General features: G+C 57.2%; 23 protein-coding genes and 1 tRNA gene. 2 read left to right on the forward strand and 22 right to left on the reverse strand.

The window, feature by feature from the left end; genetic code table 11:
• Nucleotides 1-67: 67 nt before the first annotated feature.
• The 4 genes from rlmH to map form a co-directional block, all read right to left on the reverse strand.
• A complete protein-coding gene (rlmH, locus tag KSY55_RS00075) occupies nucleotides 68-547 on the reverse strand; it encodes a 23S rRNA (pseudouridine(1915)-N(3))-methyltransferase RlmH (RefSeq protein ID WP_004219713.1) in 480 nt (159 codons plus the stop codon).
• A 9-nt stretch (nucleotides 548-556) separates the two neighbouring features.
• Complete coding sequence (dapD, locus tag KSY55_RS00080) at nucleotides 557-1,546, reverse strand: 2,3,4,5-tetrahydropyridine-2,6-dicarboxylate N-succinyltransferase (RefSeq protein WP_195938410.1); 990 nt, start codon at nucleotides 1,544-1,546, stop codon at nucleotides 557-559.
• Between the two features lie 110 nt (nucleotides 1,547-1,656).
• Complete coding sequence (locus tag KSY55_RS00085) at nucleotides 1,657-2,949, reverse strand: citrate synthase (protein ID WP_004219718.1); 1,293 nt, start codon at nucleotides 2,947-2,949, stop codon at nucleotides 1,657-1,659.
• A gap of 252 nt (nucleotides 2,950-3,201) precedes the next feature.
• Nucleotides 3,202-3,981: a type I methionyl aminopeptidase gene (gene map / locus KSY55_RS00090; RefSeq protein WP_004219722.1), complete on the reverse strand. Its 780-nt coding sequence runs from the start codon at nucleotides 3,979-3,981 to the stop codon at nucleotides 3,202-3,204.
• Nucleotides 3,982-4,134: 153 nt separating this feature from the next.
• Between map and KSY55_RS00095 the strand changes: the two genes are divergently transcribed.
• Nucleotides 4,135-6,216 (forward strand): M13 family metallopeptidase, encoded by a 2,082-nt coding sequence (locus KSY55_RS00095; RefSeq protein ID WP_217749403.1) that lies wholly within the window; start codon nucleotides 4,135-4,137, stop codon nucleotides 6,214-6,216.
• Nucleotides 6,217-6,271: 55 nt separating this feature from the next.
• On the opposite strand, the gene KSY55_RS00100 is transcribed toward KSY55_RS00095, so the two are convergent.
• From KSY55_RS00100 to KSY55_RS00185, 18 genes are all read right to left on the reverse strand, one after another.
• Nucleotides 6,272-6,808: a single-stranded DNA-binding protein gene (locus KSY55_RS00100; RefSeq protein ID WP_254881816.1), complete on the reverse strand. Its 537-nt coding sequence runs from the start codon at nucleotides 6,806-6,808 to the stop codon at nucleotides 6,272-6,274.
• A gap of 420 nt (nucleotides 6,809-7,228) precedes the next feature.
• A complete protein-coding gene (locus KSY55_RS00105) occupies nucleotides 7,229-9,064 on the reverse strand; it encodes a proline--tRNA ligase (protein ID WP_117754491.1) in 1,836 nt (611 codons plus the stop codon).
• Nucleotides 9,065-9,209: 145 nt separating this feature from the next.
• On the reverse strand, nucleotides 9,210-10,616 hold the full coding sequence (locus tag KSY55_RS00110; protein WP_004219734.1) for a PIF1 family DEAD/DEAH box helicase: 1,407 nt from the start codon (nucleotides 10,614-10,616) through the stop codon (nucleotides 9,210-9,212).
• A gap of 53 nt (nucleotides 10,617-10,669) precedes the next feature.
• Complete coding sequence (locus KSY55_RS00115) at nucleotides 10,670-11,554, reverse strand: Cof-type HAD-IIB family hydrolase (RefSeq protein ID WP_022245062.1); 885 nt, start codon at nucleotides 11,552-11,554, stop codon at nucleotides 10,670-10,672.
• 63 nt (nucleotides 11,555-11,617) lie between these two features.
• Nucleotides 11,618-12,268, reverse strand: coding sequence for an oligoribonuclease (orn, locus tag KSY55_RS00120; protein WP_217749405.1), 651 nt, complete (start codon nucleotides 12,266-12,268; stop codon nucleotides 11,618-11,620).
• Nucleotides 12,269-12,540: 272 nt separating this feature from the next.
• Nucleotides 12,541-14,085, reverse strand: coding sequence for an IMP dehydrogenase (guaB, locus tag KSY55_RS00125; RefSeq protein WP_004219739.1), 1,545 nt, complete (start codon nucleotides 14,083-14,085; stop codon nucleotides 12,541-12,543).
• A 104-nt stretch (nucleotides 14,086-14,189) separates the two neighbouring features.
• Nucleotides 14,190-15,350, reverse strand: coding sequence for an MraY family glycosyltransferase (locus KSY55_RS00130; protein ID WP_004219742.1), 1,161 nt, complete (start codon nucleotides 15,348-15,350; stop codon nucleotides 14,190-14,192).
• Nucleotides 15,347-16,009 (reverse strand): L-threonylcarbamoyladenylate synthase, encoded by a 663-nt coding sequence (locus KSY55_RS00135; protein WP_034880765.1) that lies wholly within the window; start codon nucleotides 16,007-16,009, stop codon nucleotides 15,347-15,349. Before KSY55_RS00135 ends, KSY55_RS00130 begins: the two co-directional genes overlap by 4 nt.
• Before the next feature lie 71 nt (nucleotides 16,010-16,080).
• Nucleotides 16,081-16,785 (reverse strand): ABC transporter ATP-binding protein, encoded by a 705-nt coding sequence (locus KSY55_RS00140; protein ID WP_022245065.1) that lies wholly within the window; start codon nucleotides 16,783-16,785, stop codon nucleotides 16,081-16,083.
• Nucleotides 16,785-17,606: an ABC transporter ATP-binding protein gene (locus KSY55_RS00145; protein ID WP_034880767.1), complete on the reverse strand. Its 822-nt coding sequence runs from the start codon at nucleotides 17,604-17,606 to the stop codon at nucleotides 16,785-16,787. The genes KSY55_RS00140 and KSY55_RS00145 overlap by 1 nt, the downstream gene beginning before the upstream one ends.
• Nucleotides 17,603-18,730, reverse strand: a complete 1,128-nt coding sequence (locus tag KSY55_RS00150) for a branched-chain amino acid ABC transporter permease (protein WP_065440625.1) — start codon at nucleotides 18,728-18,730, stop codon at nucleotides 17,603-17,605. The genes KSY55_RS00145 and KSY55_RS00150 overlap by 4 nt, the downstream gene beginning before the upstream one ends.
• Nucleotides 18,731-18,732: 2 nt before the next feature.
• On the reverse strand, nucleotides 18,733-19,659 hold the full coding sequence (locus KSY55_RS00155) for a branched-chain amino acid ABC transporter permease (RefSeq protein ID WP_022245068.1): 927 nt from the start codon (nucleotides 19,657-19,659) through the stop codon (nucleotides 18,733-18,735).
• Nucleotides 19,660-19,724: 65 nt separating this feature from the next.
• Complete coding sequence (locus KSY55_RS00160; RefSeq protein ID WP_171842688.1) at nucleotides 19,725-20,870, reverse strand: ABC transporter substrate-binding protein; 1,146 nt, start codon at nucleotides 20,868-20,870, stop codon at nucleotides 19,725-19,727.
• Between the two features lie 229 nt (nucleotides 20,871-21,099).
• Nucleotides 21,100-22,023: a peptide chain release factor N(5)-glutamine methyltransferase gene (gene prmC, locus KSY55_RS00165; RefSeq protein WP_217749406.1), complete on the reverse strand. Its 924-nt coding sequence runs from the start codon at nucleotides 22,021-22,023 to the stop codon at nucleotides 21,100-21,102.
• Between the two features lie 9 nt (nucleotides 22,024-22,032).
• Complete coding sequence (prfA, locus tag KSY55_RS00170; RefSeq protein ID WP_004219762.1) at nucleotides 22,033-23,121, reverse strand: peptide chain release factor 1; 1,089 nt, start codon at nucleotides 23,119-23,121, stop codon at nucleotides 22,033-22,035.
• Nucleotides 23,122-23,365: 244 nt separating this feature from the next.
• Complete coding sequence (gene rpmE / locus KSY55_RS00175) at nucleotides 23,366-23,578, reverse strand: 50S ribosomal protein L31 (RefSeq protein ID WP_004219766.1); 213 nt, start codon at nucleotides 23,576-23,578, stop codon at nucleotides 23,366-23,368.
• Between the two features lie 108 nt (nucleotides 23,579-23,686).
• Nucleotides 23,687-23,760: transfer RNA gene (locus KSY55_RS00180), tRNA-Ile, on the reverse strand.
• 51 nt (nucleotides 23,761-23,811) lie between these two features.
• The gene (locus KSY55_RS00185) at nucleotides 23,812-25,038 is read right to left on the reverse strand and encodes an ROK family protein (RefSeq protein ID WP_118240565.1); all 1,227 of its coding nucleotides are present in this window, start codon (nucleotides 25,036-25,038) and stop codon (nucleotides 23,812-23,814) included.
• Nucleotides 25,039-25,207: 169 nt separating this feature from the next.
• Between KSY55_RS00185 and KSY55_RS00190 the strand changes: the two genes are divergently transcribed.
• Nucleotides 25,208-26,728, forward strand: a complete 1,521-nt coding sequence (locus KSY55_RS00190; RefSeq protein ID WP_117791096.1) for a xylulokinase — start codon at nucleotides 25,208-25,210, stop codon at nucleotides 26,726-26,728.
• The last annotated feature ends 49 nt before the right edge of the window (nucleotides 26,729-26,777 follow it).

Raw genomic sequence — 26,777 nt, forward strand, 5'->3', positions numbered from 1 at the left:
CGCATCGCAATCCTGCCATATCATATTCGCGAAACCTGTGTACGCATTACGCGACATTGATTGCACGTCATTTATGATACGGTTCGCCGGCATTGATTTTGCATGCACGATACAGCTGTTCAAGCAGAATAACGCGCATTAATTGATGAGGAAAAGTCATTTTGGAAAAACTCAGCAGGTAGTCGGCCCGTTTCACAATCGTTGGGTCAAGTCCGAGCGATCCGCCGATGATGAGTTGGATATGGCTGGTGCCATGCACTCCAAGACCGTCGATTTTCTGCGCAAGTTCTTCACTGGTCAGCTGCTGGCCTTCGATGGCGAGCGCGATGACGAACGCATCGTCGCGAATATGCTTGGCGATGCGTTCGCCTTCCTTGGCTTTGATTTGCCGTTCCACTCCCTCACTGGCATGCTCGGGTGTTTTCTCGTCGGCCACTTCGACGATGTCAAGCTTGCAGTATCGGCTGAGTCGTTTCGAATATTCGGCGATGGCGTCGCGCAGATATTGTTCCTTGACTTTGCCGACGGTAATGAGGGAGATTTTCATATTTGATATTTAGTTCTTGTGCAGTTTTTCGTTCAATTCGATGCCGGTCTTGCGATAGCGCGCTTCGATACGGCCGGACACGGAATTACGGATGAACAGGATGTTGTCTTTGCCGGAAAGATCGGCGCCCTTGACGGTTTCGAGCGGTTCGCCCGCCGCGACCTTGGCCTTGTCGTAGATGGTCACCTTGGTGCCGGCGGTCACATACAGACCGGCTTCAACCACGCAGTTGTCGCCGAGGGAGATGCCGATGCCCGCGTTCGCGCCAAGCAGGGAGTGCTCGCCGATGGAGTTCTTAAGCTTGCCGCCACCGGACAGGGTGCCCATGATGGATGCGCCGCCGCCGATATCGGAACCGTTGCCGACCACAACACCCTGGGAAACACGGCCTTCCACCATGGAAACGCCGAGCGTGCCGGCGTTGAAGTTCACGAAGCCGGCATGCATGACGGTGGTGCCTTCGGAAAGGTGGGCACCCAAACGCACGCGGTCGGCGTCGCCGATACGCACGCCGGTCGGCACCACATAGTCGACCATGCGCGGGAACTTGTCGATCGACAGCACGTTCACGTCAACCTTCGGCAGTCCCGGAACGCACTGGTTGGCCACGGCCATCACGTCAAGCTTGCGCAGCGCGAAATCCTCGACCGCGAACGGGCCATAGTTGGTCCACACCACATTGTTGAGGGCCGCGAAAATACCGTCCAGATTCAGTGTGTTCGGCTTGGCGAGACGCATGCTCAGCAGATGCAGACGCAGGTATGCGTCGGCTGCGTCTTCGATCGGTTCGTCAAGCTTCGACACCGTGAACACCGGAATGCGGCGCACGCCACGCGCATCGACGCCCTCATGGGCGAGATTGCCAAAATTATGGTTCGGGCGTGCCACCTCCTCCGGAGCCTCGCCAAGCTTCAGTTCCGGGTACCATACGTCCAAAGTGTTGCCGGCCGCGTCCACGCTGGCCAGACCCCAACCCCACGCAGTGCGCTGATCGGTCATTCTTCGCTCCTTCACAACAGTGATTGCATTACTTGCATGTTTCCGTGCAATACTTTAGCCGCAGGGCTTGGCGAACAGCATCACAAGTCCATGAAACAGCGAAAAAACAACTATCGACGGTCGATCGGAGTGTAATCACGTTCGGTATAACCGGTGTACACCTGACGTGGGCGACCGATCTTGGTGTTCGGATCGGCAAGCATCTCACGATACTGCGCGATCCAACCGGGAATGCGCCCCAATGCAAACAATGTGGTGAACATCGACGGATCGAACCCGATCGCGCGATAGATCAATCCTGTGTAGAAGTCGACATTCGGATACAGGTGACGCGACACGAAATACTCGTCGTTCAGCGCGATTTTCTCCAATTCCGTGGCGACGTCGAACAGCGCACGCTCGTCGGCAGGCAATTTCAACGTGTCCGCGCGTTCCATGATCTTCTGCAGATACTTCTTGGCGATCGCGGCACGCGGATCGTACGACTTGTACACGCGGTGGCCGAGTCCGGAAATACGCTGACCGCTGGTTTTGGCGTCTTCCACGAATTCCTTGACGGTTTTGCCTGAATCGCGAATGGCTTTGAGCTGACGGAGCACCGCTTCATTCGCGCCACCATGCAATGGGCCCGACAGCGCGTTGATGCCCGCCGCAACCGCGGAATACAGGTTGGCGTGGGCGGAACCGGCGATACGTACCACGGAAGTGGAGCAGTTCTGCTCATGATCGGCATGAATGATCAGCAGGCGTCCGAGCGCGTGCACGTACAGCGGGTCGGAATCGAACGGCTCGTACGGCACCGCAAAGCACATGCGCAGGAAATCGTCGACATAGCCGCGCGAATAATCCGGATACAGCATCGGCTCATCGCGGCGACGGCGGAAAATGTAGCTGACGATGGTTCGTGCCTTTGCCATAATGATGGTCGCAGCCTCGTCAAGCTGGTCGGAATCATTGATATCAGTAGTGTCCGGATAGAAGGTGGCGAGCGCGTTGACCGCGGATGCCATCACGCTCATCGGATGCGCGGTGCGTGGGAAAGAACCCATGAAGGTACGGAAATCCTCACCCACCATCGTGCGATGGTTGATGTCGGAAATGAACCGGTCGTACTGCTCCTGATTCGGCAGTTCGCCATGACGCAGCAACCAGGCGACCTCAAGGAAATCGGATTGCTCACACAACTGCTCGATCGGGTATCCGCGGTAGCGCAGGATCGAGTTCTTGCCGTCGATGTACGTGATTTTCGATTCGCATTGCGCAGTCGTCAGGAAACCAGGGTCGAGTGTGACCCAGCCGTCGTTGCGCAGCGTGGACACCACGATGCCGTCCGCACCCGCCGTGGCTTCGACCACCGGCAGGGTGAAGTCTTTGGATTCCACACTCAGATTGGCTGTGGCCATACTTGCACGCTCCTTAACCGTTCGGAAGTATCGAACACTATATGGCATGCGCGTTTCCAAGCATGGTTTCGTCTCAAAATCAATCGATTGACATCCGATACTTCATTCCTGCAAGGCAAATAATTCGACTATTTCCGCGCGAAATTACGCATATAAAAGGCCGATGCCCGAATAATCGTGGGCATCGGCCTTCTTTTCGTACGCTTCGCTCCGTCGTATTGGAGCTTTGCCGCGTTTTACGCTACCGTCTGATCACTTGTCGCGAACGGTGAGGATCACCGGACCGTTGTCGGTGATGGCGATGGTGTGTTCGCTATGCGCGCCACGGGAACCGTCGGAGCTCTTCAGCGTCCAACCATCTTTCGGATCCTGGTAGATTTCGTCGGTGGTCTTGAGGAACCACGGTTCGATGGCGATGACCAGGCCCGGACGCAGCTTGTAGCCGTGGTGCGCGCGGCCATCGTTCGGCACATGCGGATCGCCGTGCATAATACGGCCGACGCCATGGCCGCCGAATTCAAGATTGATCGGATAGCCGTATTCGCGGGCCACATCGCCGACTGCCGCGGAAACATCACCCAAACGGTTGCCCGGCTGCGCAGCGGCAATACCGGCCGCGAGCGCCTCTTCGGTGCACTTGATCAGGCGCAGATCCTCAGGATCCTTATGCTCGCCGACCACGAAGCTGATGGCGGAATCGGCAACCCAGCCATCGACGTTGATCGCCAGATCGAGGCTGACCAAATCGCCGTCCTTCAGGTTGTAATCGAACGGAACGCCGTGCAGTACGGCATCGTTCACGGAAACGCAAATATAGTGCGCGAACGGGCCGGTACCGAAATCCGGAGCATAGTCGACATAGCAGGATTCGGCACCCTTGCGATCGACGATGCGCTTGTGCACGAATTCATCGATTTCCAGCAGATTGGTACCAACTTTGGTAAATTCCTTGAGATCGCGCAGAATGCCGCCGACAAAACGGCCGGCAGGCTTCATCTCTTCGATCTCTTTCGGTGTTTTCAGTTCAATCATGCCTCTAACCCTACTTCGTACGCCCTACAGTGCTCGGCTCTCCCCGGCTTTTCTTACGATTATGCAAATCTCACCTTATGCATGCCGTTGCGGAATGATGATTATTCGTTTCAGATACACTGTTTTGTCACCAAAGATGGATAGTGTGAAGCCATGAGTACCACTTTGAATTCGGGTATCGATCCGGCATCGTTCTCCGCCGTGACCGGCCCTGCGCAAGATCTGTTCCGCTATGTCAACGGCCCATGGATCGACATGTATCGTCTTCCTGATGATCGTTCCCGTTATGGTTCGTTCGATAAGCTCGCCGAAGATGCCGAAAACCAGATTCGTGAGATTCTCGAAGACGACGACTGCCCTGCCGAGAAGTCCCACGCCCTGTATGCGAGTTTCCTTGACGTCGACGCCATCAACGCTTCCGGACTCGCGGCCATTGAAGACCAGTTGAAGGCTATTGACGTCGCTGCCGACAAGGCTGAACTCACCCGCTCTTTGGGCGCGATGAACCCGGCTAGCGGCCCTGACCTGATCGGCATTGCCGTGTATGGCGATCCGGGCGCTCCCGAAACCAACATCATCCATATTGAACAGTCTGGCTTGGGACTGCCCGATGAGGCGTATTACCGTGAAGACCATTATGCGCCGATTCGTGAAGCATACGTCGATATGGTGGCCAAGCAGTTGAAGAATGCGAAGCTCGCCGCCGATGACGAGCAGGCCGAAGCTCAAGCCCAGCGTTTCCTCGACGTGGAGACACGTATCGCCGCGAACCATTGGGACAATGTGGCAACCCGTGATTCGGTGAAGACCTATAATCCCACCGATTATGCGGAATTGAGCGGAATGCTCGCCGATTATGATCTCGACACATGGATCGAATCCTGGCAGTCCGCATATGATCAGACTTCCGCCGCTCAGGTGCAGCCGCTTGATTTCCGAGGCATTTTCAACCATGTGGTGGTGCATGAGCCCAGCTTCCTCACCGGTCTTAACGCATTCTGGAAGGCCGCGGATCTCGACGATCTCAAGCTGTGGGCACGCGTGCATGTGATCATCGGCTCCACCTTGGAGTTGCCGCACGAATTCGATGAGACGAATTTCGAGTTCTATGGCAAGACGTTGTCTGGTCAGAAGCAACAGCGTGTGCGTTGGAAGCGCGGCGTTTCGCTGGTCAACGGCATTTGCGGCGAGGATGTGGGCCGCGAATATGTGAAGAGGCACTTCCCCGAGTCGTCGAAGCAGCGTATGGAACAGCTGGTCGGCAATCTGATCGATGCCTACCGCGTGTCCATTTCCAACTCCGCCTGGCTTGGCGAAGAAACCAAGCAGAAGGCGTTGGAGAAGCTCTCCAAGTTCGTGCCGAAGATCGGCTATACGAACCATTGGCGTGACTATTCCGCGCTTGACGTACATGAGAATGCCGGTTTTGCCGAGAACATGCGTGCCGCCAACTTGTATGAGACCGGCTATCAGCTGGCCAAAGTCGGCAAGAGCGTCGACAAGGACGAATGGCTGATGAATCCGCAGACGGTGAACGCCTATTATGAGCCGACCATGAACGTGATCGTGTTCCCGGCCGCCATTCTGCAGCCGCCGTTCTTCGATCCGAACGCCGAAGACGCCGCGAACTATGGCGGTATCGGAGCGGTGATCGGCCATGAGATCGGCCACGGCTTCGACGATCAGGGTGCCCAGTACGACGGCGACGGCAAGCTCAACGACTGGTGGACCGAAGAAGACAAGGCCAATTTCGAGCAGCTCACGCAGAAACTCATCGACCAGTACAACGCGTTCGTGCCAACGCAGCTTGCCGAAAAATACGCCGACGATCCAGCTCAGGCTCCACATGTGAACGGCGCTTTGACCATCGGCGAGAACATCGGCGACCTGAGTGGCGTGAACATTGCGCTCAAAGCATATGCGTTCGCTCTTGACGAGGCGGCAGGCCGTGAGAAGAACGGTTCCATGGAGTCCATTGAAGCTTCGCTGTCTGAAGCGCCGGAAATCGATGGTTTCACCGGTTTGCAGCGTTTCTTCCTCAGCTACGCGTCCATCTGGCGCACCAAGAATCGTGACGAGCTGGCGGAGCAGTATCTGCAGATCGACCCGCACTCCCCCGCCGAATGCCGCACGAACGGCATCGCACGCAACGTGGATCTGTTCTACAAGGCGTTCGACGTGAAGCCGGAGGACGGCATGTGGCTCGATCCCGATCAGCGCGTGCGCATCTGGTAACAAACCACATCATCGGCTGGCAATCGGAGCCAAGCATGCAAGGCATCGGTGCCGCCTAATATATGTCGCCGTCGAATTCCCCGGTATCTCCCGAGAATTCGGCGGCTTCGTCATCTTCGGGAACCACGATTTCGACCGGCGCCACACTGCCCTGCCTGACGAACGGATCGGCTCCCACACGCGGTTCCGTTCCTTTCGCTTCCGGCTGGTGCTGGTCGTTCAGCTTGACGAACTTACGCAACGTGGTAACTCCCCGGTTAAGGTCGTGCCCTGCGGCGCTGGCTTCCAGCACTATGCGTGACTGCGGTTTGCCGTTCTGATCGGCCCACGTTTCCGTGGCGAGCGCGCCCATCACGATAACCGGCTCGCCTTTCTTCAGAGATTGGCAGATGTTCTCGGATAGGTTCCGGTACGCTTTCACCGTGATCCATGTGGTGGGAAGATCCTTCCATTGCTGTGTGCGATTGTCGAAATACCGTCTGGTGCTCGCCATTCTGAACGAACTGGCATGGGGCATGCCATCCTTGTTGAATTGCGTGGGATTGGCGCCCACATATCCGGTGATGGTGATGAGAGCTTGCTGTTGTGCCATGATCGGCCCTTTCTGTCGCATTGGTAATAAAGGGGCCGCGGAAAGCACCGATGAAGGTGCGAAAGCAACGCGCAGTCGGAGAAATGGGTTGCGAGAGAGGGGTTCTGCACGCCTTTCCGCTTCCTTGCGTTTCCGCGGTAGAACCACTATCCCCGATTCGACCATACTGGTACAAGCGCAACCGGCAAATGTGGATAAAGGACGCCGTTTCGGGCGAGTCGTGGATAGTCGGTGGATAAATCTCACTTATCCACCGCAATGCACTGCCGATATATGCATGGTTTTTCGTTTGTTTTCCCCATAAATGTTTTCCTCACAATCATGCTTCCTCCTACCTGTTTCCAGATAAAAAAACGGAAGATTATGGCATATCCATAATCTTCCGTTTATATGGTGAAATAATCAGAAAAAATACGATTATTACTTCAGCAGCGCGGCGACACGATCGGCAATCACCCGGGCTGCGTCGGCGACAGGCACGGCTTCGGCGTTCTCGCCATTGCGATCACGCACTTCGATGGTGCCATTGTTGACAGTGTCGCGGCCTGCGACGGCGATCAGCGGCACGCCGATAAGCTCGGCATCCTTGAACTTGACGCCCGGGGAAACCTTCTTACGGTCATCGAAGATCACTTCGATGCCCTTGGCTTCCAGATCGGCGATCAGTTGCTCGGCGGCTTCGAATGCAGCCGCATCCTTGCCGGTGGCCACCACATGCACCTGGGCGGGAGCGATGATGGCCGGCCATGCCAAGCCCTTCTCGTCATGGTGGGTTTCAGCGATACAAGCCATCACACGAGACACGCCAATGCCGTAGGAGCCCATCCACACCGGCACGGTCTTGCCGTTCTGGTCGAGCACCTTCAGGCCGAGCGCGTTGGAATACTTCAAACCGAGCTGGAACACCTGGCCGATTTCCACACCGCGTTCGAAGCTCAGCGGGCCGGAACCGTCCGGGCTCATGTCTCCGTGGCGAACCTGCACGGCTTCCACCACGCCGTCGGCTTCGAAGTCACGACCGTACACGAGATCGTAGTAGTCGACTCCGGCTTCATCGGCACCGGTGAACCATGCAGAACCGCGGGCGATATGCGCGTCAATGAGGTAACGCAACGCTTCGCCGGTTTCGTTGGCGTTTTCAGCCTTTTCACCGCCGCGAGCCTGCGGGCCAAACGCCATCGGGCCAATATAGCCCTTGACGAGTTCCGGATGCTTCTTCAGATCCTCGTCGGTGGCCTCTTCGATTTCAGCCGGAGTGAACTGCGCTTCAAGACGCTTCATGTCAACGGTACGATCGCCAGGCACGCCGACAACCACCAGTTCGCGCCACGGCTCGTCATGCTCGTCATCCTGCGGATGCATCACGGCGATCACCACGTTCTTCAGAATGTCGGAGGCCTCCCACGCGCGGCCATCGGAACGCGGATGGTTGGCGTTGGCAAATTCAACCATCTGATCGATGGTTTCAGCATTCGGCGTCGGGCGCTTTTCAGCGGCCGGAGTGTTGCTGAAGTCGATGGATTCCGGTTCCGGAGTGGTCAGCGCCTCAACATTCCAAGCCTTGCCGCTCGGCGACTGTGCGAAGGTATCTTCACCGATTTCCATCGGGGCAAGGAACTCTTCGGATTCGAAACCACCCATCGGACCTGCCATGGCGTGCACCGGCACATACTTCAAATCGAGACGGTTGAAAATACGCTCGTAAGCGCCACGCTCGTCCATATACGCCTTGACAAGGCCTTCCTTGTCAAGCGTGAAGGAGTAGGCATCCTTCATGATGAATTCACGGCCACGAATCAGGCCTGCACGCGGACGGAATTCGTCACGATACTTGGTCTGAATCTGGTAGAGGGTAACCGGCAGATCCTTGTAGGAGGAGTACAGGTCCTTGACCAGCAGGGTGAACATTTCCTCATGGGTCGGCGCCAGCAGGTAGTCGGCCTCATGGCGATCCTTCAAACGGAAGATGTTGTCGCCATACTCTTCCCAACGATGGGTGGCCTCATACGGTTCACGCGGCAGCAGACCGGAGAAGTGAACTTCCTGGGCGTCGATCGAAGCCATTTCCTCACGGATGATGTTTTCGATCTTGTTCAGAACATTCAGGCCCAGCGGCAGCCAGGTCCAAATACCCGGAGCGGCCTTGCGCAGGTAGCAGGCGCGCTGCAGAAGCTTATCCGATACGACATCGGCATCGGCGGGATCCTCACGCAGAGTGCGCAGGAACATGGTGGACATACGAAGTGCTTTAGTCATATGCCCAAAACTACTCAGGCAAGGGGACGTAAGCCCAATCCAACCACCCGTTCACCGACGTATGGCAACGCACGGACGGAACACAACAGTCATATCCGTCGAATCCCAAAAATCATCATACATGTCAAACAAGGCAATCGCCATACTAGAACAGCGCGTCCTGCGCGAACTCGTCACCGTCGGGAACGGCAATGTTCTGCCGGAACGCGGCGATGCCATCATGAGCCAACATATCGGATGCCTGCGCCGAGGCGAGACGCAACTCACCATCCAATCGCACCGCATCGGGCGAAACCAAGAACATGCGTTCGTTCACACCGTTCAAATACAGGCCTTGCAGGCCTTCCACGCGAGACAGCGCCACATACCCCATGCCAGGCGCGAAGGTGCGCCGCAAATCCATCACCGCACGCTCGAGCGTCATACCTTGCGATTTGTGGATGGTGATCGCCCACGCGCAGCGCAACGGCACTTGGTTGACGCTGGCGAGCACTGTGTCGCCGTCCATCATTTCCCAGCAATTCGGCTTCATGGTAACGATATTGCCGTTTTCAAATTCAACGATCGGCCATCCGCCCTTGTTTTCGGCGGCAAATCCGCGCACGGTACCCAATGATCCGTTCACGAATTGGTGGTCGGTGTCGTTGCGTACGGCCATCACCGCAGCCCCGGTTTTGAGCTGCAAACGTTCGGGGGCAAGCATGTTCTTCTTCAAACGTTCCACCAGATTGACTGGTCCTGCGGCTTCGGCGAAATATTCGTGCGGCTCCTCGTTGATTTCGAACAGGCGCATGTCGTTGAGCGTGTCCGCCTGCTTGTTGACGGGAAACAGATTGACGGCCTGTTGACCAGGTTCGGGGATTGTGCCCAGTCTGGTGAGGAGCACATTGCGATCGTCGTCGTTCACGCAACCGTTGCGAATATCGGTCAATACGGTGAGCAGACTGCCGTCATCCTGACGATGCTGTTCGGTCAGGTAACAGATTGCGGGATTCAATTCCCGCCATACCAATGATTCGGTGACGAAACCATCTGGATTGAGTCCCGCTTTCGCATATCGTTCGCGGGAAGCCACGAATTCCGGGCTTGGTGTGACCAAATCGTGGTTGCGTCCACCCACACTCACTGGCGGAAGCTGGAAGAAATCGCCGGACAGCACCACTTGAAGCCCTCCGAACGGGCGTTGGTCACGTCGAATAATGCGGCACACCTGATCGACCATGTCGAACAGCCACGCATGCAACATGGAAACCTCGTCGATGATGAGAATGTCAGCGCCCTGCAGCTTACGTTTGCGTCGGGTACGTATGGTTTTGATCAGATTGTCGGTGAGCGCGTTGGCAAGTCCGACACCGCTCCATGAATGAATGGTCTGCCCGTTGATATGCGTGGCCGCGATACCGGTGGACGCCGTCACCGACACCGCCGCACCTTCGGCACGGGCCTGACGCACGAACTCATTGAGCACGTAGGTCTTGCCCGCACCCGGCGCACCCGTCAGGAAGACGCTCGCGCCACTTTGCAGAATCGCCAATGCCTCAGCCTGCCGCATGCCGCACCGCCTTTCCTGTTCAATCGACCATCAATTTCGAAGAAACGGCTTCCTTACGCAATCAGCTTGTCGACAACTTGAAGAACCCCGTGATCGGCATTGCTGGGAGCCACAAAATGCGCGGCTTGTTTCAACGCGGGGTGCGCATTGCCCATGGCGAACGACCACTGCCCTGCCGAGAGCATCTGCAAATCATTGAGATAATCGCCAAATACCGCCGTTTGGGCCGCAGTGACGCCAAGCACGCGCTGCAACGCTTCGACGCCCTGTTTCTTATTGGTTGTAGCATTCATGATGTCGACCCACAGTTTGCCGGAAACCACCACCTGATAATCGTTCTTCAGTGGCGTCAGCTTTTCCGCGGCCATCGCTTCGGCATCGTCGAAATCGAGAATCGCCAGTTTGAGCATGGTGTCGCTTTCGCCGTTTGATGCGATCACATCTTCAAGCACGCTATGCAGATCGTCCACAATCTCCAGTGCCGCATAATATTTGCCGACTTCATCAAGGAACGGCTTGTCCGTGCGCTGCACGTATGCCGTGCGCAGGCCACAAAGCACCAATCCCATATCGTATTCGCCAGCCGCGGCAGAAGCGTTCACCGTGTCGATGGTCCAGCGGGTCACATCGGTATCGACGCCGTGCACTTCGGCGATATTACCGTCAATGGCCACGACATTGCCGTTTTCCGCGATATACGAAAGTTCGCCGCCGTCAAGCACCTGCGCCGCCTTATCGGCGAACATGGCACGCAAGGTAGCGTACTGGCGTCCGGATGCCGGCACGAATTCAACGCCTCGTGAGCGCAACCGGGCAAGCATCGGCCAGAAACCTTGCGGAATCTCGCTATGCTCATCAAGCAGGGTGCCGTCCATATCGGCAACCACCAAGCGAATGTCTTGCGGGATTTCGATGCTGGTCCAATCGGCTGCGCTCACTGGAGTCCTTTCCATGTTTTCGTTGGAATATCAGATTTTCCAACGATTGTGCGATATGTGGAATCAGTTGTTGTTCAGAATGCTGGTTGCCACGATCTGATCGGCGATCGCCTTGGCTTCGGCTGCGTCAGGACCGGGCGCCGCTGCCATGAACGCCTTACGGTAGTAGCGCAGTTCGTCCAGGGATTCGATGATGTCGGCGAGCGCGCGATGTCCGCCGTTCTTCGGCGGCCGGTTGTTGTATACGGCAGGATACCAGCGGCGGGCAAGCTCTTTGAACGTGCTCACGTCGATTACACGGTAGTGCAGGTGTTCCATGAGATTCGGCATGTAACGGTCGAGGAATTTTTTGTCTGATCCGATGGAGTTGCCTGCGAGCAGCGGCTTGACGCCGTCCGGGGTGAAGCGGGCCACGTATTCGGTGACTTTCCGTTCGGCCTCTTCGATGCTCAGGCCGTTCTCCCATTCGTTGATGAGTCCGGAACGGGTGTGCATGGCACGCACGAAATCGTTCATATTGGCCACGGCCGCATCGGAGGGCTTGATCACGAAATCAATGCCTTCGTCGAGCACATTGAGGTCGAAGTCCGTCGGTACCACGGAGATCTCGCACAGTTCATCGTGGAAAATATCCAAGCCGGTCATTTCGCAATCGATCCAGATCAGGCGTGAATCCTTCGCCGTGTATGTTTCACCGTCATGTGCGTCAACCATCTTGCCTCGTTTCCTTTGCGTGTGCGCGTACCGCTTGGCACGCTTCAGCTGAACATTCGAAGATACCGCGAGGTAGGGAGATTGGAAGGCCCACGCACTGGGAAGTCACGTTTGTTTTTCGCGATTTGCTTCGTAATCAATACCGCTACTTGGCGATAGGGCGACGTTCGGTTATAAATATTCACGTTGCAGATATGAGTAAAGCCTCTTACTTTCGGTCTTTTCCGAGAAGTAAGAGGCTTTTACCGATTTTGATTACTGGAATTCAGCAATCACTGGCGGCCGGAGTAGTTCGGAGCTTCGGCGGTCATGACGATGTCATGCGGATGGGATTCGCGCAAGCCAGCGTCGGTGATACGGATGAAACGGCCACGTTCCGGCATTTCGGCGATGTTGTGAGCGCCGATGTAGAACATGGACTGGTGCAGGCCACCGATCATCTGGTACAGCACTGCGTTCAGCGGTCCGCGGTACGGCACTTCGCCTTCAACGCCTTCCGGAACGACCTTGTCGTTAGAGGTGACGTCGGCCTGGAAGTAGCGATCCTTGGAGTAGGACTTCTTGCCGCGCGGAGCCATGGCGCCGAGGGAGCCCATGCCACGGTACAGCTTGTACTGCTTGCCGTGCAGCAGCACCTTCTCACCCGGAGCTTCCTCGCAGCCTGCGAGGGTGCCGCCGAGCATGACGGTGGAGGCACCGGCAACCAGAGCCTTGGCGATGTCGCCGGAGTAGTGAATGCCACCGTCGGCGATGCACGGCACGCCAGCGGCACGGCAGGCCTGAGCGGCCTCGTACACTGCGGTGAGCTGCGGCACACCGACACCGGCCACCACGCGGGTGGTGCAGATGGAGCCTGGGCCCACGCCGACCTTGACTGCGTCAACACCGGCGTCGATCATGGCCTGAGCGCCCTGACGGGTAGCCACGTTACCGCCGATGATGTCAACGCCCTTGAACGCGGAATCGGACTTCAGACGGCGAATCATGTCGAGAGCCAGCTTGGCCTCACCGTTGGCGGTGTCGACCACGAGCACGTCCACGCCGGCTTCCATCAGAGCGGAAGCACGGTTGTAGGCGTCACCCAGGAAGCCGATGCCGGCGGCAACGCGCAGACGACCCTGTTCGTCCTTGGTGGCGTCCGGATACTGCTCGGTCTTCACGAAGTCCTTCACGGTGATCAAGCCGGTGAGGTGGCCTTCATCGTCAACCAGCGGCAGCTTCTCGACCTTGTGCTTGGCCAGCAGGTCGTGGGCGTCTTCCTTGGAGATGTTGGACGGGCCGGTGATGAGGTTCTCGCGGGTCATGACCTCGGAAACCTTGAGCCGGTCGTAATCCTCGGAGGCGATGAAACGCATGTCGCGGTTGGTGATGATGCCGACGAGCTTGTTGTCGTTGTCAACGACCGGCAGGCCGGAGATATGGAAACGGCCGCACAGCTTGTCGAGATCAGCCAGCGTCACATCCGGGCTGACGGTCAACGGATCGTTGATCATACCGGATTCGGAGCGCTTGACGATGTCAACCTGAGCGGCTTGGTCGTCGATGGAAAGATTGCGGTGCAGCACGCCGATGCCGCCATTACGAGCCATGGCAATGGCCATGTCGGACTCGGTGACGGTGTCCATTGCGGCGGAGATCGCCGGGACCTTCATCGTGATGTTGCGGGTCAGATGGGTGGTGGTGTCCACTTCGGACGGAATGACATCCGTCTCGTTCGGCAGCAGCAGCACATCGTCATAGGCGAGGCCAAGCTGTGCGAAAATCGGAGGAAGTGGAGCGTACGTGGAATCTGCATTCATATCAGGAATTGTAGCCATAGACCCACTATATGAACGCGGGCTGACTTACCGCGACACGGCAGAACAAGCGGCAAACAAGGGTGTTATGAAAGTTAACTAATACCGCAAGGCAAAGCGTTTAATCAGTTTTTCCGACGCTTCGACGACCGCACCGACGCATGTCTGCCGCCATCCGCAGCGTCCTCCTCCAGCATCTCGGGAATCCTATGCTTCACATACGGATACATGGTGGCGACGGTCAGCACCACGGCCGCAATCAGGAATCCAACAAGCACGTATTGGGCCTTGAAAAACAGCGTCATAATCGAGCCGAATGCGATCAGTGCCGCCCAACCCCACAGAATCAGCACAGCCCCCTGCACGGAATGGCCGATGCGCAGCATGCGATGATGCAAGTGCATGCGGTCCGGATGCATCGGAGACTGTCCCTTGCGCAAGCGGCGCACAATCGCAAGACACATGTCGAGAATCGGCAGGAACAATACCAGAATCGGCAGCAGAATCGGCATGAACACCGGCAAGTAAATGCTGGCATGAATACTGGCCGGGTCAAGGCGGCCCGTCATCACAATCGACGCGCACGTGATCAAATAGCCGAGCAGCATGGAACCGGAGTCTCCCATGAACAGCTTCGCCGGATGCCAGTTGTGCATCAAAAAGCCCACGCACATGCCGACCATGGCAATGTCGATCAATGTCGCCATCGAAGCGTACGAAGGCGAGTTGCGGGCGATGATGTATGAATAAATGGCGAATGCGATGCCGCCGATCGCCACAATGCCCGACGACAGACCGTCCAACCCATCCACGAAATTGACCGCATTGATGGACGCGACGATCAAAAACGCGGTGATGGCCATCGACAGGCTCGGCGACGCCGTCACCAACGAGCCAAGCGGAAGCGAAATGATCTGCAGACCGCCCCATGCCACGAACACGGAAATCAACAGCTGACCGGCAAGCTTGAGCATCCAATCAAGATCCCACAAGTCGTCGGCCATGCCAAGCAGACTGATCATAATGGCGCCGGCGAGAATCACCCACGCCTGTTGCGATTGCGCGAACAATCCTTGAATGAACGGAATGCGGGATGCGAACAGCATCGACACGGTGAAACCGATCAGCATGCCCAAACCACCCAGTCGCGGTGTCGGAATGGTATGCACGTCTCGCGCACGCACTTCGCCGACGGCGCCGATCTCAATGGCGATATGGCGAATCAACGGCGTGATCAAATAGGTGACGCCGCCAGCAATCGCAGCAATGAACAGATAGATTCTCATACGCCCAAAGCACCGCCATTCAACGTCAAGGCCTTTCGGATAACCGGCTCGTGAATCACTCCCTCTCGAAGAATCGCAATGCCATCACGCCCATGAGGGTCAGCCGCCACAACCGTGGAAGCCACATGACCGGGAGTCGCTCCCCCGTCCAAATACAAATCAACCGCATCGCCAAGCGCCTGCACGGCCTCGTCAACGGTTTGCGCGCTTTCATCGCCGGAACGGTTGGCACTGGTGGCGGCCAACGGTCCGGTAGCGCGCAGCACACGCAAGGCGGCCGTGGAATTCGGAATGCGCACGCCCTGCGTGACCTTGCCGGTGGCGGGATCGGTACGTACCGTGGCGAGCGTGCAATCGTCATCGGCCACGGCGATCGGAGAGAACGCGCCCGGCATGAACATGGCGGACAGGCGGTTCAGCGGCACCGGCAGATCCAAATGCAGCTTCTCCATGCTTTCAATAGACGGCAATAGCACTTGCAACGACTTGTATTTCGGGCGTTGCTTCGCCGCGAACACCTTGCGGATCGCCTCAATGTTGCGCGGATCGCACGCAACGCCGTAGACCGTGTCCGTAGGAATCACAATCAATCCGCCGTCACGTACGATTTCGACAGCCTGGGCAAGGGATTCGTCTGAAATAGCGCGAATCTCGCTCATGACACCTCCCTTTTCGGCTTGCTGACCCCACCATTGTAAGGCAGGATTCTTCAACTGCGTTGAAACTGACCTTATGCGCCCAGATACGCCTTGCGCACCTGCTCGTTGTCCATCAGCTCCTTGGCGTCGCCTTCCATGGTGATGCGCCCGGTTTCGAGCACATACGCACGATCGGCGATCGACAGGGCCATATTCGCGTTCTGTTCGACCAGCAGTACGGTAATGCCCTGATCGTGCAGCTTGCGAATAATGGCGAAGATCTCTTTGACGAGTTTCGGAGACAGACCCATCGACGGCTCGTCCATCAGAATCGTGTTCGGGTGGCTCATCAGGGCGCGGCCCATCGCCAGCATCTGCTGTTCGCCGCCGGAAAGCGTGCCCGCCTTCTGGTTGCGGCGTTCCTTCAGGCGTGGGAACATGTCGAACACCATGGCAAGATCGTCCGCCATGTGAGACCGGTCTTTGAGACTGAACGCGCCCATTTCAAGGTTTTCCTGCACGCTCATGCGCGTGAACACGTGGCGTCCTTCGGGAATATGCGCCATGCCGAGGGTCACGATCTTATTGTTCGGCGTTTTCAGCAGGTCCACGCCGTTGAACAGCACCTCGCCGGAAACCGCCGGAGTAAGACCTGTGATGGTATGCAATGTCGTGGTTTTGCCAGCACCGTTCGCACCGATCAGCGACACGATCTCGCCGTCGTTCACCGTCAGACTGATGTTTTTGACCGCTTCGATGGCACCGTAGGAGACGGAAAGATTCTTGATCTGCAGCATCAGGCGTCTTTCCTTTCGGTCGTTTCAGACGTTTCGACGGCATTGTTTTCAGCATCGTCCGCACCAAGATATGCGGAGATGACCTGCGGATTGTTGGCGATTTCCTCTGGCGTTCCGGAGGCGATGGTACGCCCGTAATCAAGCACTTGAATACGCTGGCACACGTTCATCACCAGGCTCATATCATGTTCGATCAGCAGAATGGCGATGCCGAAACGGTCGCGGATCGTGTTGATGCAGTTCAGCAGATCCTCGGTTTCCGTAGGATTCATGCCTGCCGCAGGCTCGTCAAGCAACAGCAGTTTCATGCCGGTCGCCAACGCTCGTGCGATTTCCAGCTTACGTTGCGCTCCATACGGCAGATTCGCGGCTTCGGTTTCGGCCAATCCTTCCAGTCCGAAAATACGCAGCAGGTCTATGGCTTTGGCATGCATGTCGCGTTCCTGCTTCCAGAAGGTCGGCGTGCGGAAGATCGCACCGCCCAGCCGGTAGGTGAAGGATTCGTTGAACGCCACAAGCACGTTCTCTTCGACCGTCATTTGATCGAACAGTCGAATGTTTTGGAAGGTTCTTGCGATTCCCGCACGCACGACCTGATACGTTTTCTTGCCGTTCATGCGTTTGCCGTCGAGGAAGAACTCACCTTCCGTGGGCTGGTAAACGCCGGTCAGCAGGTTGAACACAGTGGTCTTGCCTGCGCCGTTCGGCCCGATCAGACCGACAAGTTCGCCCGCATTGATGGTCATGTTGAAGTCGGATACGGCTTTGAGGCCTCCGAAGGTGATGCCGAGATGCTCGGCCTTCAGAATCGGCTCGCTCATGCCTGCACCTCCTTGTCTTCGCTGGATGTGTTGATTTCGCTAGATGCGGTAGTCTCGCCGGTTTCCTTGGTTTTCTTAGATGCCGATTGAGACGCACCCGATTTGCCGTGCATCTTCACGCGTACCGGATAGAACCACTTGTTGACGAATTTCGGCAGCGAGAACTCCCAATTGCCGAACAATCCCTGCGGACGGAACACCATGATGATCACCAGCACCACCGAATACACGAGCATGCGGTATGCGGAGAACGCACGCAGCAATTCCGGCAAAATCGTCAGACCAACCGCGGCGACAATGGAACCCGTCAGCGAACCCATACCGCCGAACACCACCATGATCACGTAATTGATCGACTGCAGCCAACCGGCCATGCTTGGCGTGAGCGCACCGATATATTGCGCGAAAATACCACCCGCAATACCCGCGAAGAACGCGGAAATCGCAAAAACGAGCACTTTCATATAGGTGATGTTGATGCCGGAAGCGCCAGCCGCGATCTCATCATCACGAATCGCCTTGACCGCACGACCATAACGGGAACGCGCGAACATGAACAACAGCACCACGGTCACGACGGTGATACAGAACACCACATACAGATTGGCGAGACGGTCGATGCCGATCAGTGCCTGCCCCTGCTGGCCGTCCGCAAGTCCCTTGCCGCCGGCCACTTTCAGATTCTGGATGATCACACGAATGATCTCACCGAAACCAAGCGTGATAATCGCAAGATAATCGCCGTGCAAACGCAATGCCGGAATGCCGACGAGCACACCGAACACACATGCCACCACACCGCCGACGAACGTGACCAGCAGGAAACGCACCGTATCATCCATCTGAACGCCGTTGGCAACCAGCAGCTTGCTCATCAACGCGGCGGAATATGCGCCGATCGCCTCGAAACCGCAGCAGCCGAGCGTAAGCTGTCCGAGCACACCGATCGTCAGATTCAACGACGTGGTCATGATCACCGCAATGCAGCAAGTCATGAGAATACCCTTGACATACAGGGAAATAGCGCCCGTTTCACATACCGCAACAAGAATGCCGAACAGCACAAGCACGCCAATGGCACACAATGCATACGATTGCTTCGTGGAAAGCATTGATTTCTTCATAATCACACCTTCTCGCTTTCCGGCTCGCCCATCAGACCGGACGGCTTGACCAGCAGCACGATGATGAGAATGCCGAACACAATGGCGTCGGAGAACGCCGACGTGATCACACCGGCCGTAATCGTACCGATATACGCCTTGGTAAGACTCTCGGCCACGCCGATCAGCAAGCCACCGACCATAGCGCCCGGAATGGAACCGATGCCGCCAAGCACCGCGGCGACGAACGCTTTCAAGCCCAGCATGGCACCCATCATCGGAGAGACCTGCGGGTAGGAAATGCAGTACATAAGCGCCGCCACCGCAGCCAGGCCGGAGCCGATGGCGAAGGTCAACGTGATGGTGGAGTTCACGTTGATGCCCATCAGAATCGACGCTTCCTTGTCTTCGGACACCGCACGCATGGCCTTGCCCTGCTTGGTGAGGGAGACGAACAGCTGCAACGCGACCATGATGGCGATGCCGAGCAGCACCGTTATGATGGTCGCTCCGTCGATTTTGAGTTTGCCAAGCACCAGCGTTGGAATTTCAACGATGGTTGGCACGGTCTGATAATCAGCGCCGAACAGCGCCTGGGAGCCGTTTTCAAGCAGCAGGCTCATGGCGATCGCAGTGATCAGCGCCGTCATATTATTGCCTTTTTCACGCACCGGCTTGTACGCGGCCCTTTCCACGATAATACCCACCGCCACGCACACAAGCACCGCCGGAATCACGGCGAACCATGCGGGCAGACCGCAGGCGATAATGAACGGAATGGTAAGCATCAGCGCGTAGGAGCCGACCATGATGAAGTCGCCGTGCGCGAAATTGATCAGTCGGATGATGCCGTACACCATGGTGTAGCCGAGGGCCACAAGCGAATACACGCTGCCGATTTTCAGACCGTTGAAGATCTGACCGATGAACATAATGACCGAATCGCTCATCATCCCTCCTTTCTTGTTGTTTCGTCAGTTGAAGTCTTGTTTTTCTTGATTCCTCGCGTTTTTCGCTATTTCGCCGGCTGGATGGTGTCTTTGTATGTCGGTTCGCCGTCGCTCATTTCCAGCACAATCACCGATTTCTTCGGAGAACCATGCTTATCGAGCGTGAATGCGCCGGTCACGCCGGAGAAGCTCATACCTGCGATGGCGTTGCGAATATCGGCACGAGTGGCGTTTTCACCGGCTTGTTCGATGGCCCGCTTGAACATGTAGACGGAATCGTAACCGAGCGCGGTGAAGGTGTTCGGCGATTCGCCGTTATTGGCCTTCTTGTATGAGGTGATGAACTGCTGCACCTTCGTGTTGGACTTGTCATCCGGCGAATAATGCGTGGTGTACAGCACCTTGTTGTAGTTCGCTTTGTTTCCCGTGGTTTTGAGGCCGTCGTAGCCGTCGGGGCCCATGATGTAGCCCTCATAGCCGACCGCTCGCGCCTGTGGCACAATGTACGGGCCAACCGTGGAATAGTAGTACGGCGCATATAGGAATTCCGCACCAGAAGCTTCGATTTTCTGCAGCTGCGACGAGTATTCGGTATCGTCGGCGCTAGAGGAATTCTCTTCCGCCACCACGTCAAGTCCGTTCTTCTTCGCCGCCGCAACAAAAGCCTTGCCCACACCAGACGAATACGGATCGCCCGTGCCATACAGCACGGCCACTTTCTTGACCTTCAATGTTTCGGCCGCATACTTGGCGGCGATCTCGCCCTGGTAGGAGTCCTTGAAGCAGGTGCGGAACAGGTATCCGCCCGTTTCCACGGAATCGGCGGTTGCGGCCGGAGCGATGGTCGGCATCTGGTTCTGGTCGGCGAGCGGCGCGACGGCACCGGAGGTTGACGAAATGGTCGGTCCGAGCACGGCGATCACGTTCTTGTCGCCGGCCAGACGGTTAAAGGCGTTGGATGCCTCGATCACATCACCCTTGTCGTCCATGGATTCCAGTTTGATCTGTTTGCCGAAGATTCCCCCATCGGCGTTGATTTCCTTGACCGCCAGTTTGAACCCGTTCACTTCGGCTTCGCCATAGGCTGCGGCTGCACCGGAATTGGTGGTGACCGAGCCGATGGTGATCACATCGTTATCCGCGATGGTGGCGCTCTCATTACTGGTGGCGTACATGTTGCCGCCCGAACAGGCTGTAACACTCACTCCCATAACCGCCGCAAGACAGAGTGCGGCCAGTTTTTCGGCATTCTTGATTTTCACTGCCGTTCCTTCTCTTCCTGTCAGCGCAACCGGACGCCTCATCTTGTGGATGCTTCCGCAACCGGTATGCTTACCGCTGAACTGGTCTAATGCAATGGTCGGACTTCCAACTGGAACTCTATTGCAACAGAAAAACCACGTTCCCCTGGAAAAATCTCTTATTCTGAGACGCGTTGCATCACTGCTTTTTCGCGGTCATGTATCGCGGGCGACCTGTGTAATCGTTATGCACCATCACATTGCTGAATCCATATGACAGCGCGAATGCAGACAATCGTTCACCTTGCGTAATATCGTGTTCCATTACCAGCAAACCGCCGTTTTTCAGCAGTTTTGCGGCACGGGCGATAATGCGTTCCGGAATAAGCGTGCCATCTGCGGAACCGCCGTATAGCGCAAGATCGGGATCGTAGTCGCGTACTTCCGGTTGCTGCGGAATATCCGCAAGAGGCACATACGGAGGATTGGTGAGCACGATATCGATCGTGCCGTCCAGCTGGTTCAGCGTCGGCGTTTGCGTGGCATCAGCGATTTCCAGATGATAGTTGCTGGCGATGCTGGGGTACTTTTTTGCGGTTTCGTTGAGATTGACGCGGGTCCATTGCGCGGTTTGCTCGCTTTTTTCGACCGCCCACACCTCGCTGCCGGGCACTTCCGTCACGAATGACAGGCCGATTGCGCCGCTTCCCGCGCACAGATCGACCACTTTCGCCGAATACATGCCGTGCTTGGTGATCCAGTCGACACCTTCCTGCACCACGAGTTCGGTTTCCTGACGCGGAATGAACACGCCCGGACCAACCTTCAGATCGAGGTAGCGGAAGGGCGCGTGGCCGGTGATATGTTGCAGCGGTTCACGCTTGGACCTGCGATCCACCATGGTGTGGAATCGCTTCAACGCAGCGTCTTCACCGCTCTGCTTCGCGCCTTGCTTCGCCAGTTCGGATGTTTCGCTTCCCATCAGCATGGCCTTGTCGACGGTCTGCAGGTCGACGCCGAATACTTCGACGGCCAATAATTTGGCATCGTGCTCCGGAGTGTCAACACCGGACGCACGCAACATGGCCGAAGCGGATCGCACGAGTTCGAATACGGTAGCCATCGGCCGCCTTTACTTCTGATGGGCCAAGCGATCGGCTTCGTCAGCCTGAATGTCGCTGTCGATCACAGCCTGCAGATCGCCGTCAAGCACGGCGTCAAGGTTGTACGCCTTGTAGTTCGTGCGATGATCGACGATACGGTTCTCCGGGAAATTGTAGGTGCGGATTCGTTCGGAACGATCCAGCGAACGCACCTGGGAGTGACGCATGTCTGCGGCCTGTGCGGCTTCCTCCTCGTGCTTCATGGCGAGCAGGCGGCTCTTCAACACGCGCAGTGCGGCCGCACGATTCTGGATCTGGCTCTTCTCATCCTGCATGCTCACCACGATGCCAGTCGGAATGTGGGTCATACGAACTGCGGAATATGTGGTGTTCACGGACTGGCCGCCCGGGCCAGAGCTCATGAAGATGTCGATTTTCAGATCTTTCTGATCGATTTCGATCTCATCGTCATCTTCATCGGCTTCCGGGAATACAATGACGCCCGCTGCGGACGTCTGAATACGGCCCTGCGATTCGGTGACGGGGATACGCTGCACGCGATGCACGCCACCCTCGTATTTGAGGGATGCCCATACGCCGTCTTCCGGAGCGGGAGTGCCCTTGGCGCGGATGGCGAGCTGCACGTCTTTGACGCCGCCCAGTTCGGTGGTGTTTTCGCTTTGCAGGGTGACGGTCCAACCGCGCTTTTCCGCATATCGCATGTACATGCGTAGCAGATCGCCGGCGAACAACGCGGCTTCCTCGCCGCCGGTGCCCGCCTTGATTTCCATGATCGTATCGCGCGCATCATCGGGATCGCGCGGAATCAACGCGGTGCGCAGTTTCTCCTCAACTGCCGGAAGCTCGCTCTCCAAACGTTTCGCTTCTTCCGCGAAATCCGGATCTTCGGAAGCCATTTCCTTGGCTGCCTCCAGATCGTCTTTCACCTGCTTGTATGCGGTGTATGCGGAAACGATGACGCCCAACTCGGCGTGACGACGTCCCAGCTTACGCATCTTATCCGGATCCGACGCGACTTCCGGCTCGGCCATCTGCTGTTCGATATTATGATATTCCTCAAGTGCGGTAACTGCCGCGGGGAACTGCTCGTCTGCCAATGTACGCCTTTTCTATCTGCTTATAAATCTGCGCTTCAGCGTGAACGCTTCGCTGAACTCCACTCAACCTGTCCATCATATAAGGTGCCTTGGAAACGCTGCCGAAGCGCGGTATTTCGCAGGCATCCCACGCATCTTACGAATATCCCGATCGCATGCACGCCGGCGCATGCGCATCCGTCGCATAATGAAAAACGCCAGCCCACAATCGGACTGGCGTTTTTCATTGCCTAAGCAATAAGACTCACTTGGCCTTCTTGCCGTAACGCTTCTCGAAGCGTGCCACGCGACCACCGGTGTCGAGGATCTTCTGCTTGCCGGTGTAGAACGGGTGGCAGCTGGAGCACACGTCGACGGTCATGTGATCGCCGCTGTAGGTGGAACGGGTGACGAAGGTGTTGCCGCAAGAGCAGGTGACCTGCACTGCGTGGTAATCAGGATGGATACCCTGCTTCATAGTTTGTCTCCTAGAGATTCGGGGGACCCGGGTCGCTGAGCCCCTATGGCAGAGCGTGAACCGGATAACCTTGCAGAGTATATCAGAAGCCTTGACTTTGTGAAAGAGTGGGGCGTCACGGGCTTGAACCGTGGACCGGCGGATTATGAGTCCGATGCTCTAACCGACTGAGCTAACGCCCCACGTTGCAACATGCGAACATGCCAACTTGGCAAGTTTAGCAAATGGGTGGACTAGTTTTGCTTCATGAAACGCAGCGGATTGTCGATAAAGCGTCGCAAACCGATTTCCGCAGCGCCCATCAAGGCCGGACGATCGACGATATCCGCCACAAGCACGCTTGCCTCGACTTCCGGATACGCCAGCACTTGCGGGCGTACCATGCGTTCGATTCTGCGAATCAGTTCAGGTTCGAAACGCGCCCACAAGCCGCCGAGCATCACCACGTCGACGTCACAGACATTGATGGTCGATGCGATTACGGAAACCATGGCCTCCAATGCTTTTTCCACAACGGCCACGGTCTGCGCATCGCGCTGGTGCCAGCGGTCGATCAATTCGTCGATGGCGCTGCGGGTCGCTGCGGCATCGCTGCTGGCGATTCCGGCCGCGCTCACCATGGAACGCCTGCCCGCATACACTTCAAGGCAGCCGCGACGGCCGCAACGGCAGACGGGACCGCGCATGTCAACGGAAACATGGCCCAATTCGCCACCGAAACCGTGATCACCGCTCACCACACGCCCTTCGCGGATCACTGCACCGCCGATACCCACGTCGGTCGACATGTAAAGAAACGAATCCGTCGGCTTGATCCGCCCAGAATCCTTACGCTGCGTGGCATAGCCGGGAACCTGTGCCAACGCGGCGGCATTGGCCTCGTTGCAGGCAACAGGATCAAGTCGCTTGACCACATCGAACTGCTTGAGATCCAAACGTTCCCAACCGAGATTGCGCGCGCCAAGCAATCGCATATCATCGGTGACGAGACCCGGCAATGCCAAACCGGTACCGGCAAGCACATAACCTTTCTTGGCAAGCGCTTCTTCCTGCTGCAAAGCCAGTTCGTCGAGACGGGCGAAAATCGCCCGCTCATCGGCGTTGGCCATGTCGGCGTCGACCCACCGCTCCCCCACAACGGAACCGTCAAGATCGAGCACCACCACGCCATAACCGTCGGTGTTGGCCTGCAATCCCATGCCGCACAGGCGTCCACCTTTGATTTCAAGCGGAATGCTGGGGCGCCCATACAGCGATTGGCCGGAAGGCGCGCCTTCCACCAGAATCTCATTGTCGAGCATCAACGACACCAATACCGACATGGCCGCTTTGGTCAATCCGGTTTTCTTGGCAAGATCGGCGCGACTCATTGGTTCGGTGGCACGCAACAGCGAGTCGAGCACCACGGAAAGATTATGGTTTCGCAAATCGTCTTGATTGATACTCCGCAGTGAAGCCATGGTTCCCTCCTCTTTGACGCGTCTTTGCCGAAAAAGCGCACCGTCTCTATAGTCAAATCACTTTATGATGGTACACTAGACATTATAGTTCATTCATCTAACTAAATGAGGTGGCGGACCGTGCGAATTCCTTGCACTTCGTTGCGCCAGCTCACTGCAAGGAGACACAATGACTCGAACTCTCGTGGCCGGCGTCGACACCTCGACCCAGTCCTGCAAAGTGCGCGTGACCGACGCCGAAACCGGTGAAATGGTGCGCTTTGGCCAGGCCAAACACCCCAATGGCACGTCTATTGACCCGAAATTCTGGTGGGACGCGTTCCTCGAGGCAGCCCAGCAGGCCGGCGGACTTGACGATGTTGAAGCACTGGCCGTTGGCGGTCAGCAGCACGGCATGGTGATTCTCGACCAGCAAGGCAACGTGATTCGCGACGCCATGCTGTGGAACGATATAAGCTCGGCGCCGCAGGCCGCGGCCCTCATCGAAAAGATGGGCGAGGCTCCCGCCGAAGAAGGCGAACCGGAAGATGTGATCGCGCGTGGTAAGCAGCGTTGGGTCAAGGCCGTTGGCTCCTCCCCCGTTGCTTCCTTCACGCTGACCAAGGTGGCGTGGGTGGCTGAAAACGAACCGGAAAACGCTAAGAAGATCGCCGCGATCTGCCTGCCGCACGATTGGCTGAGCTGGCGTATCGCCGGCTACGGCCCGGTCGCAGAAGGCGAGGACGCACACTTGGAAGCGCTGTTCACCGACCGTTCCGACGCTTCCGGCACCATCTATTACGATGCCGCTTCCAACGAATACCGCCGCGATCTGATCGCCATGGTGCTTGAGCCAGCGGAAGGTGCCGAAGCGGCACGCGAGCACGCCAACGCAATCATGCTGCCGACCGTGCTTGGACCGCACGATGCCGCCGCAGTCAAGGCAAGCCCGGAAATCGCCGGCAAGAACGTTGAGGGTGGTTGCATCATCGCACCGGGCGGCGGCGACAACGCCATGGCGTCCCTCGGACTTGGCATGAGCGTGGGTGACGTTTCCGTTTCATTGGGCACTTCCGGCGTGGCAGCAGCCATTTCCGAAAATCCGACCTACGATTTGACCGGTGCCGTTTCCGGCTTCGCCGACTGCACCGGCCACTACCTGCCACTGGCCTGCACCATCAACGGATCGCGCATTCTTGACGCCGGCCGTGCAGCCCTCGGCGTCGACTACGACGAACTCGCATCCTTGGCATTCGCTTCCGAACCGGGCGCCGGCGGTATTACGCTGGTGCCGTATTTCGACGGCGAACGCACGCCGAACCGTCCGGACGCGACCGCAACCCTTTCCGGCATGACGCTGGCCAACACCACACGCGAGAACATGGCCCGCGCGTTCGTCGAGGGCTTGCTGTGCTCCCAGCGCGACTGCCTAGAGCTTATCCGTTCGCTTGGCGCTGAGATTTCCCGCATTCTGCTTATCGGCGGCGGCGCGAAGTCCAAGGCAATCCGCACGCTCGCGCCGAGCGTGTTCGGCATGGACGTGACCCGCCCGACCACCGACGAGTATGTTGCCATCGGCGCCGCCCGTCAGGCCGCCTGGGTGCTGTCCGGCGAAACGGAACCGCCCGCATGGCAGCTCACCATCGACGGCGTGGAAACCGGCGAACCGACTGAAGCCGTATACGAAGCCTACGCAAAGGCCCGCGGCTGATCAATCAGCATAAATCGCACTAAATCAACGCAAAATGGGTGCCGTCACA

Origin of the sequence: Bifidobacterium sp. MSK.13.1 (genome assembly GCF_019131435.1) — a bacterium.
Taxonomy (GTDB): domain Bacteria; phylum Actinomycetota; class Actinomycetes; order Actinomycetales; family Bifidobacteriaceae; genus Bifidobacterium; species Bifidobacterium pseudocatenulatum.